This window comes from Streptomyces sp. NPDC059037 (assembly GCF_042740015.1).
Classification (GTDB): Bacteria; Actinomycetota; Actinomycetes; order Streptomycetales; family Streptomycetaceae; genus Streptomyces.
Genome location: NZ_JBHYIG010000312.1, coordinates 1 through 11,101, shown reverse-complemented (window position 1 = coordinate 11,101; position 11,101 = coordinate 1). Strand labels below are relative to the sequence as shown.

The 11,101-nt window shown below is 70.2% G+C and carries 9 protein-coding genes; 2 read left to right on the top strand and 7 right to left on the bottom strand.

All coding sequences use genetic code 11. From position 1 onward, the window contains the following. Nucleotides 1-236 precede the first annotated feature (236 nt). The 3 genes from ACFWY6_RS39195 to ACFWY6_RS39185 are packed head-to-tail and all read right to left on the bottom strand — an operon-like array spanning nucleotide 237 to nucleotide 3,508. A complete protein-coding gene (locus tag ACFWY6_RS39195) occupies nucleotides 237-1,286 on the bottom strand; it encodes a Zn-dependent alcohol dehydrogenase (RefSeq protein WP_384700792.1) in 1,050 nt (349 codons plus the stop codon). Then, a complete protein-coding gene (locus ACFWY6_RS39190; RefSeq protein WP_384700790.1) occupies nucleotides 1,283-2,548 on the bottom strand; it encodes an acyl-CoA dehydrogenase family protein in 1,266 nt (421 codons plus the stop codon). Before ACFWY6_RS39190 ends, ACFWY6_RS39195 begins: the two co-directional genes overlap by 4 nt. 12 nt (nucleotides 2,549-2,560) lie before the next feature. After that, a complete protein-coding gene (locus tag ACFWY6_RS39185) occupies nucleotides 2,561-3,508 on the bottom strand; it encodes an SDR family oxidoreductase (RefSeq protein WP_384700788.1) in 948 nt (315 codons plus the stop codon). An 84-nt stretch (nucleotides 3,509-3,592) separates the two neighbouring features. Here ACFWY6_RS39185 and ACFWY6_RS39180 point away from each other — a divergent pair, with 84 nt between their 5' ends. Continuing rightward, nucleotides 3,593-4,519, top strand: a complete 927-nt coding sequence (locus tag ACFWY6_RS39180; RefSeq protein WP_384700786.1) for a cyclase family protein — start codon at nucleotides 3,593-3,595, stop codon at nucleotides 4,517-4,519. 382 nt (nucleotides 4,520-4,901) lie between these two features. Here the strand turns inward: ACFWY6_RS39180 and ACFWY6_RS39175 are convergent, their stop codons facing one another. The 4 genes from ACFWY6_RS39175 to ACFWY6_RS39160 form a co-directional block, all read right to left on the bottom strand. Continuing rightward, entirely contained in the window at nucleotides 4,902-5,393 is a 492-nt protein-coding gene (locus tag ACFWY6_RS39175; protein ID WP_384700784.1) for an ATP-binding protein, read from the bottom strand. Nucleotides 5,394-5,891: 498 nt separating this feature from the next. Continuing rightward, entirely contained in the window at nucleotides 5,892-6,782 is an 891-nt protein-coding gene (locus ACFWY6_RS39170) for an acyl-CoA dehydrogenase family protein (protein WP_384700782.1), read from the bottom strand. Between the two features lie 8 nt (nucleotides 6,783-6,790). Next, a complete protein-coding gene (locus ACFWY6_RS39165; protein WP_384700780.1) occupies nucleotides 6,791-7,954 on the bottom strand; it encodes an acyl-CoA dehydrogenase family protein in 1,164 nt (387 codons plus the stop codon). Between the two features lie 11 nt (nucleotides 7,955-7,965). Then, nucleotides 7,966-9,165 carry an amidohydrolase family protein gene (locus ACFWY6_RS39160; RefSeq protein WP_384700778.1) on the bottom strand — a complete coding sequence of 400 codons (1,200 nt, stop codon included), beginning with the start codon at nucleotides 9,163-9,165 and terminating at the stop codon, nucleotides 7,966-7,968. 189 nt (nucleotides 9,166-9,354) lie between these two features. Between ACFWY6_RS39160 and ACFWY6_RS39155 the strand changes: the two genes are divergently transcribed. After that, nucleotides 9,355-10,947, top strand: a complete 1,593-nt coding sequence (locus ACFWY6_RS39155; RefSeq protein ID WP_384700776.1) for an AMP-binding protein — start codon at nucleotides 9,355-9,357, stop codon at nucleotides 10,945-10,947. Nucleotides 10,948-11,101 lie beyond the last annotated feature (154 nt).

Below are 11,101 nucleotides of genomic sequence, written 5' to 3'. Positions count from 1 at the left end.
GTCGGGGCGGGGTCTTTGTTTTTTTTATCTCACCTGATTCCCCCCGGGGGGTCTCTGGGGGGGGGGGGGCCCAAAAAGATCCGCCGCGAAGCGGCGGGACAGAAAGGCCGCACCACACCAACAAGCCCAACCCGCCACCCAATTGACCGGAGGGCAATCGGGCGGGCGGGCGGGGAAAATCCGCCGCGAAGCGGCGGGAAAGACGAGCCGCACCACAGGGCCGGCGGCCAACCCCCTCAGAACGTCAAGACCCCCCTGGCCACCCTCCCCGCCTCCGCATCCCCCGCCGCCTTCGCGAAGTCCTCCACGGGGTACGTCGCCGTCACCAGCTCGTCGAGCAGCAGCCGCCCCTCCCCGTACAGCTCCGCGTACAGCGCGAAGTCCCGCTGCGGACGGGCCGAGCCATAGCGGCAGCCCAGGATCGACTTGTCCAGGAACAGGGACGAGACGGTGAAGGACGCCTCCGCCGTGGCCGCCGGCACGCCAAGCAGCACCGCCTGCCCATGCCGGTCCAGCAGATCAATGGCCGCCCGGATCAACTCCACCCGGCCCACGCACTCAAAGGCGTGATCGGCCCCGTTCGGCAGGATCGACTTCACCCCCTCCACCGACTCCAGGAAGTGCGTCGCCCCGAACTGCCGGGCCACCGCCTCCTTCCCCGGGTTCGAGTCCACCGCGACGATCTTCGTGGCCCCCGCGATCCGCGCCCCCTGCAGCACATTGAGCCCGATGCCGCCCGTCCCGATGACGACCACGCTGTCCCCGCTGTCGACCTTCGCGCGGTTCAGCGCGGCGCCGACCCCGGTCACCACCCCGCATCCGATCAACGCGGCGGACGTCAGCGGAATGCTCTCCGGGATCTTCACCGCCTGCACGGCCTTGACGAGCGTCCGTTCCGCGAACGCGGAGTTCGCCGCGAACTGGTACAGCGGCTCACCGCCCCGCGAGAACGGCCGGTCAGGCATCCCGATCGCCTTGCGGCACATGGTCGGCCGCCCCCGGTTGCACTCGGCGCAGGCGCCACAGCTCGCGATGGTCGAGAGCGCGACGTGGTCTCCGGCGGCGACATGCGTCACCCCCGCGCCCACGGCCTCCACCACTCCCGCGCCCTCGTGCCCGAGCACCACAGGCACGGGGAACGGAATCGTCCCGTCGATCACCGACAGATCGCTGTGGCAGAGCCCCGCCGCCGCGACGGCGACCAGCACCTCCCCCGGGCCCGGATCACGTATCTCCAGGTCATCGACGACGTCGACCTTCCGCCCGTCGAAAACGACACCCCTCATCGAGCCTCCCTCGGCAGACCGAGCACCCGCTCGGCGATGATGTTCCGCTGAATCTCGTCCGAGCCGCCGTAGATCGTGTCGGCCCGCGTGAAGAGGAAGAGCCGCTGCAGAGCGTCGAGTTCGTACGGTGACTCCTCGCTCCAGTCCCCCGGCCCCGCGGCCGCGGCAGCCCCCCGCACCCCCATCGCCAGCTCCCCGAGCCGCTGATGCCACCGGCCCCACAGCAACTTGGTGACGCTGGGCGCCCCCGCGTCACCACCAGAACTCCCAGAAGTCCCCGAACTCCCCGAACTCCCCAACGTACGCAGCGCGTTCCACCGCATGACCCGCAGCTCGGCCCACTGCCGCACCAGCCGGTCCCGCAGCACGGGATCGGACACGGCGGCCCCCGAATCAAGAGCGCACCGCACGACCCCCGCCAACTCCTCCGCGAAGCCGATCTGTTGGACCAGCGTCGAAACGCCCCGCTCGAACCCGAGCAGCCCCATGGCCACGCGCCACCCGTTGCCGGCGCCGCCCACCACATGCGAGGCACTGGCGACCGCCCCGTCGAAGAACACCTCGTTGAACTCGCTGGTCCCGGTCAACTGCCGGATGGGCCGCACCTCGATCCGCCCCGGCTGGTCCATCGGCACCAGCAGGAACGAGAGCCCCGCATGCCCCCGCGACCCGGGCTCGGTCCGAGCCAGCACAAAACACCAGTCGGCCTCGTGCGCGAGCGAGGTCCAGATCTTCTGCCCGGTCACCCGATACGAACCCGAGCCCAAGCCCGAGCCCAAGCCCGACCCCGACCCCGACCCGGCATCCAGCACCGCGGAAGTCCGCACCCCCGCCAGATCGGACCCCGCACCCGGCTCGCTGTACCCCTGGCACCACAGGGCCTCCCCGCGCGCGATGCCCGGCAGGAACTCGTCCCGCTGCTCCTGCGTGCCGTGCGCGAGGAGCGTCGGCGCGAGCAGGTTCTCGCCGATGTGCCCGTACCGCCCGGGTGCCCGGGCGCGCGCGTACTCCTCGGCCCAGACGACCTGCTGGGTCAGCGTCGCCCGCCGGTTCCCGTACGCGTCCGAACCCCACCCGAGCCCGATCCAGCCACCCCGCCCCAACTCCCGTTCCCAGGCGCGGCGTTCGGGACCGCCCTCGTGCTCACTCCCCGGCCCGCCCCGCCCGACCGCACCGGCGAAGTCGCCGCCGAGACGCCCGGCGAGCCATGCCCGCGCCTCGGCCCGGAACTCCTCGTCCTCGACGCCGAACCCGAAGTCCACGCCCCGGCCCGCCTACGCGCCCGGCCGCGCACCGGGCGCCGCGCCCGGCCCCGCGTTGGGCCGCTCCTTGGCCGCCGCCGCCTTCGCCATGGCTTCAAGCTGCGCCAGCATCGGCATGGGGTCGACTCCCACCGTCCCCGGCAGGAAGTCGGCGATCTTCTCCGGCGTCCAGCCGCCCTCCACATACCCGGCCCGCAGCTCCCGCGGCTGCGCCCACACCGCGATCTTCGGCCCCGCGACCGTATAGACCTGCCCGGTGATCTTCTCCTGCCGCGCCCGGTCGCTCAGCAGATAGGTGACGAGCGCGGCCACGTCCTCCGGCTCCCCGATCTCCTTCAGCTCCATCGGTACGTTCGCCGACATCCGCGTACGGGCAACAGGGGCAACGGCGTTGGCGGTCACCCCGTACTTGTTGAGCCCCAGCGCCGCACTGCGCACCAGCGAGATGATCCCGCCCTTGGCCGCGCTGTAGTTGGCCTGCGCGACGGATCCCTGGTGGTTGCCGCTGGTGAAGCCGATCAGTGTGCCCGTGCCCTGCTTCCGCATGACCGCCGACGCGGCCCTGAAGACGGTGAAGGTGCCCTTCAGATGGGTGGCGACCACCGGGTCCCACTCCTCCTCGGACATGTTGAAGAGCATCCGCTCGCGCAGGATCCCGGCCACGCACACGACACCGTCGATGCGTCCGTACTGCGCGAGCGCGACGTCGACGATCCGCTGGCCGCCCGCCATGGTGGAGATGTCGTCGGCGACGGCGACCGCCTCGCCGCCCGCGGCCTGGATCTCCTTGACCACGGCGTCGGCTATCTCGCTGGTCGGTGCGCCGCCCTCCATCGAGACGCCGTAGTCGTTGACGACGACCCTCGCCCCCTCGGCCGCCGCGGCGAGCGCGACGGCCCTGCCGATGCCGCGCCCGGCGCCGGTGACGGCCACCACCTTGCCTGCCAAGAAGTTCCCCACGTCCGGCCCCTTCCCGCGGTTTCTGACGGACCGTTAGATTCTATGACCCGTCAGATACCGAAAGACAAGCCCCGGGGAGGACTCATGTCGCTGCCGCCCGAGTTCCACGACATAGCCAAGCGCGTGAACAACTGGGGCCGTTGGGGCTCCGACGACGAGATCGGCACCCTCAACCTGATCACCGACGAGGTCGTACGCGAGGCCGCCGCCACCGTCCGCACCGGCCGCCGCGTCCCGCTCGCACTGCCCCTCAAAGAGGACGGCGTGCAGTCGGGCCTCATCCCCGGCCGGGTCAACCCCCTCCACTCCATGACCCAGATCAACCAGGAGCTCTTCGGCCCCGGCACGGTCGCCACCAGCGACGACGTCGTCACGATGAGCCTGCAGACCGCCACCCACTGGGACGCCCTCACCCACGTGTCGCACTCGGGGAAGATCTACAACGGCCGCCCCGCCGACTCCATCGCCCCGCACACCGGCGCCCAGTTCAGCGGCATCGACAAGGTGCCGCACCTCGTCTCGCGCGGCGTACTGCTCGACGTCGCCCGCGCCAAGGGCGTGGACCGGCTGCCGGGCGATCACGCGGTCACGCCCGAAGACCTGGCCGAGGCCGAGGAGTTCGGGGGCGTCACCGTCCGCGCCGGCGACATCGTCCTCGTACGCACGGGGCAGGTCCAGGTCTACCTGGCGGGCGACAAGCACGCGTACGGCTATCCGTCGCCGGGCCTCTCCGTCCGCACCCCGGAGTGGTTCCACGCGCGCGATGTCGCGGCGGTCGCCAACGACACCCTCACCTTCGAGATCTTCCCGCCCGAGATCGAGAACCTGTGGCTGCCGGTGCACGCGCTCGACCTCGTCGAGATGGGGATGCTGCAGGGCCAGAACTGGAATCTGGAAAAGTTGTCCACAGCCTGTGCAGAAGTTTCCCGCTACAGCTTCCTGCTCTCCGCGATGCCCGAGCCGTTCATCGGCGGCACGGGGTCGCCGGTGGCGCCGGTCGCGGTGCTGTGAGGTCGGCGGGGGCGGCCGTGCCGTGAACCCCGTAATGAGCCTTCGGATGGCGGCGCCCCGGCTCCCGCCCCGAGCGCGTTGCCGCACGCGCCGCCATCCGGCTCCGGCGACCAAGCCCTGTCACTTTCGGCCCCGAAGGGACTGACGCCGAATGGCGACCCACGTCTCGCCAAGGTCCGGGCCACACACACCACCGTCCCTCGGCGTCCCCTCGCGGCGAATCGCTGCACATAAGCGTGATCAATCGGACACGGTACGTCAACACCCGTCCGGTGATTAATGAATTATGCCGCTTTTGTGCCGACCGCGCACGGCCGCGCATCGTGGCACGCGACGGCGCATACAGGAGCCCGGCACGGGGCCAGGGGCGCCCACCGGAAGCTCAGACGGCCTCATACGCCACGTCGTCATAGGTCGTGCCGTCGAACGCCACCGCGCCGACTCCCTGCTCGCACCGGTCCACCTCGCACCAGATGCTCTTGCCGGCACCTTCGGGCTGCCAGCCCCAGCGGTCCGCGAGTCCGTCGACGAGTTCGAGGCCCCGGCCGTTGGTCTCCTCGCCGTCCGCGTGGCGCGGCCGCGGCGGTCGGGCGCTGGCGTCGGCGACCTCGACCCTGACGGTCCCCGCGCCCTGCCCCGCGGCCTCTTCGGCGACGTCCGGGGTGTCGGGGAGCACCATGCGCAGCACGGCCGGACAGCCCGTGTGCACAACGGCGTTGGTGACGAGCTCCGAGATCAGCAGGATCAACGTCTCGGCCAGTGGCTCATCGACTCCTATGCCGGAACCGGCGAGCCGCGAGCGCGCCCACCTGCGGGCCCGCCCCACTTCCGCGGGGTCGGGCCTGACCTCCAGCTGAACTTGAAGCACCTGCACCGCTCACACCATCCGAACCGGCGGACACATCGCCTCGCGACTCCACGGGGTCACGGAACGTGATCCCCTTGAGAGACAGCATGGTTGACGTTCAGTCACCCCAACAAGCGCTTCGGGCATATTCCAGCGCGAAGGAGTACGCGTGCGGCATACTGTGCGACGCGTGCCGTCGGGGGTCGAACAGGCGGGCGCGAGGCGCCTTCCTGCGCTGCGAGCGGCGCGCAACGCCGGGCCCGGAGCCGCCTCAGGGGCAACACCGGCATGGCTCGGCCTCAGAACCATTCGCATCCCACACAAGGTACCGGAGCGGAAGCCCGACTCCGTGCCGTGACGAGTCACGCCTAGGACACAACCCGATATCGACGCTCTGTAGCTTCCCCCCGCTTCACGGACTTCACAAGTCGATCACCCTCCGCACGGTGGCACCACAGTTCACAGTTCACACGCGGCGTCACGCCGAACGCGCAGCGTCACTTCGGACAGTGGGAGCCCGCCGCGTCACAGGGCCGCGGCCAGTTCCTCCTCCGACCGGGCCGCCGACCGGCCGAGGCCTGCCCGCACCCAGGCCCGCTTGAGATGCAGATGCACGTCCGCCTCCCAGGTGAACCCCATCCCGCCGTGCACCTGCAGACAGTCCCGGGCGTTGCGCACCGCCGCCTCGTCGGCGAGCAGCTTGGCCCCGGCGATCTCCAGTACGTCACTGGTGACGGCCGCGGCGTACACGGCACCGCGGGCGACCTCGGTACGGACGAGCATCTGCGCACACAGATGCTTCACGGCCTGGAACCCCCCGATGGCCTGCCCGAATTGGGTACGTTCCCGGGCATACCGGACAGCCATCTCCAGCGTCTTCCCGGCGGACCCGAGCTGCTCGGCGGCGATCAGCAAATCGCCCGCCGCAATTGTCTTGGGCAGGCGTCCCGCAGGGCGGGACGGGTGGGCAAGACCCCCACTGCCGGGCAACCGATGAAGCGGCGTCAGGGGATCCAGCGACCGAAACGGAACAGCACCATCGACCTCCCCCAGGACAACATCCGCTTCATCCAGCCAAGGGACCAGCGAACCAAGGGGGCAAGTGACCACCACCTCCCCCGCCGCAGCCCCCTGCAAGGACCCCGCGGCGAGGAACGTCCCCACCAGCGGCCCCGTCAGCAACACCCGCCCCGCCTCCTCGAAGACCAACACCGCCTCAGGAAGCCCCAGTCCGACCCCGCCATCCGCCTCCGGCACCATCAGCGAGAAGAACCCCGCGTCCCCCAGCTCCTTCCACAAACCCCGGTCCAGAGAAGAGCCCTCGTCCAAGGCGGCCCGCGCATCGAACCGCCCCTCGAGGAGATCCCGTACCCCACCCCGCAACGCCCGCTGATCCTCAGTGAGTTGGAAATCCATACGCTCCCTCACCGCCCCTTGGGGAGGCCGAGTATCCGCTCGGCCACGATGTTCTGCTGGATCTGCGAGGTCCCGGCGGCGATCGTGTACGAGAGGGACGAGAGCCGGTCCAGGGTCCACTCGTGGTCCAGGTCCAAGGCACCCGCCCCCAGCACTTCCCCCGCCGCCTCGTAAAGCTCCTGCCGCGCATGCGAGTACCGCAGTTTGAAAACCGAACCCCCCACCCCCGGCACACCCCCCGACCGCTGCGACTCGCTCACGTTCCACTGGGTGAGCCGCCACAGCGCCCCGAACTCGGCGCTCAGCCTGCCAAGCCTGCGCCGCAGCACCGCGTCGTCCCAGCGCCCGTTCTTGCGGGCCTCGCGGGCAAGATCGCCCAGGACGCGGCGGCAGGCGACGACCTCCCCCACGAAGGCCGTCCCCCGCTCGTAGGAGAGCGTCACCATCGTCACGCGCCAGCCGTCGTTCTCCGCGCCGACCCGGTTGGCGACCGGCACCCGCACCTCGTCGAGGAACATCTCGGCGAACTCCGTGGAGCCGGCGAGCGTGCGCAGCGGGCGGACCGTGATCCCGGGGGCGTCCATCGGCATCGCGAGCCAGGAGATGCCGCGGTGCTTCGGCACGGCCTCGCTCACCGGTGTCGTACGCACGAGGAGCTCGCACCAGTCGGCGACCTCCGCGTGCGAGGTCCAGATCTTGGACCCGCTCACCACGTAGTGGTCGCCGTCCCGCCACGCGCGCGTGCGCAGCGACGCGAGGTCCGATCCGGCGTCCGGCTCGCTGAAGCCCTGGCACCACACCTCGTCGCCGCGCAGGACGGGCGGCAGCCAGCGTGCCCGCTGTTCGGGCGTGCCCTCGGATGCGATGGTCGGGCCCGCGTGCAGCAGGCCCACGAAATTCGCGCCTACGTAGGGCGCTCCCGCCTTCTCCGTCTCCTCCAGGAAGATCAGGTGCTGCGTGGGTGTCGCCCCCTGGCCGCCCGCGTCGGCCGGCCAGTGCAGGCCCGCGTACCCGGCGTCGTACAGCCTGCGCTGCCACCCCATGTCGTACGCGCGCCGCCCCGGCCAGTCCAGCGGGTCGGGGCGCGGCGGCAGTTCGGGGAGCGTCCGGGCGAGCCATGCGCGCAGCCGCGCCCGGAAGTCCTCCTCTTCCTCCGTGTACGTGAGATCCACGCCGACGCCGCCTACTTGTCCCGGTCCAGGTCCAGGCCCAGCATGCGGATCGCGTTGCCCCGCATCAGCTTGTAGATCGTCTCGTCGTCGAGGCCCTTGACGTGGTCGAGGGCGACTTCCTTGGTGTTGGGGAAGGTCGAGTCGACGTGCGGATAGTCCGTCTCGAAGGTCGCGTTGTCGCGGCCGACCACGTCCAGCGACGCGACGCCGTGCTTGTCGCGGAAGAAGCAGCAGAACATCTGGCGGTAGTAGTACGTCGACGGCGGCTCGGGGATCAGGTCGCGGACGCCGCCCCAGGCGCGGTGCTCCTCCCATACGTCGTCGGCGCGTTCGAGGGCGTACGGGATCCAGCCCATCTGGCCCTCGCTGTACGCCAGTTTGAGCTGCGGGAACTTCACGAGCACGCCGCTGAAGAGGAAGTCCATCATCGAGGCCATCGCGTTGTTGAAGGACAGCGCGGCCTGCACGGCGGGCGGGGCGTCCGGAGACGCGGCGGGCATCTGGGAGCTGGACCCGATGTGCATGTTGACGACCGTGCCGGTCTCCTGGCAGATCGCGAAGAACGGGTCCCAGTAGCCGGAGTGGATGGAGGGCAGGCCCAGATAGGTCGGGATCTCGGAGAAGGTGACGGCCCGCACCCCCCGCGCCGCGTTCCGCTTGATCTCGGCGACGGCGAGGTCGATGTCCCAGAGGGGGATGATGCAGAGCGGGATGAGGCGCCCGCCACTGTCGCCGCACCACTCCTCGACCATCCAGTCGTTGTACGCGCGCACGCAGGCCAGGGCGACCTCCTTGTCGTGCGCCTCGGCGAAGGTCTGGCCGCAGAACCGCGGGAAGGTGGGGAAGCAGAGGGACGCCTCGACGTGGTTGAGGTCCATGTCCTTGAGGCGTTCGACGGGATCCCAGCAGCCGCGTCGCATCTCCGCGCGGGTGATGCCTTCCAGGGTCATCTCGTCGCGGTCGAAGCCGACGGCCGCGATGTTGCGCTTGTACGGGAACTTGAGGTCTTCGTAGATCCACCAGTCGGTGGGCGGCCCGTCCGGGTCCATCGTGATCTGGTACTTGCCCGCCACATAGGCGAGTTCGCCGATGCCCGCGGTGAGGGGCTTGGGGCCGCGGTCGCGGTATTTGGCGGGCAGCCAGGTCTCGAAGAGATGCGCGGGTTCGATCACATGGTCGTCGACGCTGACGATCCGGGGAAGCTCGGTCATGGTGTCCTGCCTTTCAAGGCGCCTCCGGTCATCCCTCCGGCCACTCCGGGCGATCTGATGACCCGTCAGATAGCAGGCTAGCCCCGCACCCCTGGACCGACAAGGCGGTGAGCCTTACGCTCTCCGCACGATCTGACTGTCCGTCAGTTAGGCGCAGCTTCGGTTCCGGCCACGAGGGGATCGCATCGCATGAGTACCTCGAGCAGCTCGAGCACCGCAGAGAACGAGACCGCCCACGCGCTCGGCGCATCCCGCACCCTCTGGGAGCTCATCGAACGCCGCGCCGCGCTCACCCCCGACGCCCCGGTCCTCGTCCAGGCCGCCGCCGATCCCGCCGACGACCGCACGCTCACCTTCGGCCGACTGCGGGACCGCTGCGAGCGCGTGGCCGCCGGCCTGTACGAGATGGGCGTACGCCCCGGCACCGTGGTCGCCTGGCAGCTGCCGACCCGCATCGAGACCGCCCTGTTGTCCTTCGCGCTGGCCCGCATCGGCGCCGTGCAGTCGCCGGTCATCCCCTTCTACCGCGACCGCGAGGTCGGCTTCGCGCTGCGCGAGTCGAAGGCCGAGTTCTTCGCCGTGCCCGGGGTGTGGCGGGGCTTCGACCACACGGAGATGGCACACCGGCTCGGCGCGCGGGGCGTCTTCGAGGCGTACGCGTACGACGATCTGCCCGACGCCGATCCATCCGTACTGCCGTCCGCGCCCTCCGACGGCACATCGGTGCGCTGGATCTACTGGACCTCGGGCACCACGTCCGACCCCAAGGGCGTGCTGCACACCGACCGTTCACTGATCGCGGGCGGGTCCTGCCTGGCCCACGCCCTGCATCTGAAGGTGTCGGACGTCGGCTCGATGGCGTTCCCCTTCGCGCACATCGCCGGGCCCGACTACACCGTGATGCTGCTGCTGTACGGCTTCCCGGCGGTCATGTTCGAGCAGTTCGCGCTGCCGGACGCGCTCGACGGCTACCGGCGGCACGGCGTGACCGTGGCGGGCGGGTCGACCGCGTTCTACTCGATGTTCCTCGCCGAGCAGCGCAAGCTCCCGGCGGGCGAGAAGGTCATCCCCACCCTGCGCCTCCTCGCGGGCGGCGGGGCACCGAAGCCGCCGGAGATCTATCACGCGGTCGTACGCGAGATGGGGTGCCGGCTCACCCACGGCTACGGCATGACCGAAGTGCCGATGATCACGATGGGCGCTCCGGACGACACTCCGGAGAACCTCGCCACGACGGAGGGACTCCCCCCGGAGGGGATGGAGATCCGGGTCACGGACGCCGAGGGCAAGGAGGTGCCCGCCGGGGTCGACGGCGAGGTGCGGCTGCGCGGGGAGGCCGTCTGCCAGGGGTACTTGGACCCGCGGCAGAGCGCGGAGGTCTTCGACGCGGACGGCTTCCTGATCACCGGGGACCTGGGGCATGTGAAGCCGACGGGGCATCTGGTCCTGACCGGCCGGGCCAAGGACATCATCATCCGCAAGGGCGAGAACATCTCGGCGAAGGAGATCGAGGATCTCCTGCACGGGCACCCTGCGGTGGGCGATGCGGCGGTCATTGGGCTCCCCGATGCCGAGCGGGGGGAGCGGGTTTGTGCCGTCATCGAGCAGCGCGGTGCTCCCGGAGAACTGACCCTGGACTCCGTGACCGCGTATCTCCGCGGGGAGGGGCTTTCCACGTACAAGTTGCCCGAGCAGCTTGAGGTCGTGGAGGCCCTTCCCCGGAACGAGACTCTTCGGAAGGTGCTGAAGTACAAGTTGCGGGAGCGGTTCTCTCAGGGCTGAGGCGGTTCTTCACTGCGAGTACGTGGTGGTTGCTCGCGCAGTTCCCCGGGGCCCCGCGGGGGGCGCCCCCGCGGGGGGGGTGATGAGTAGCCCGTGTGGAAGCGGCGGCCAGGGGCGCCACGGGACGGGGGCGAGACCGTGGCGGGGAGGGGCA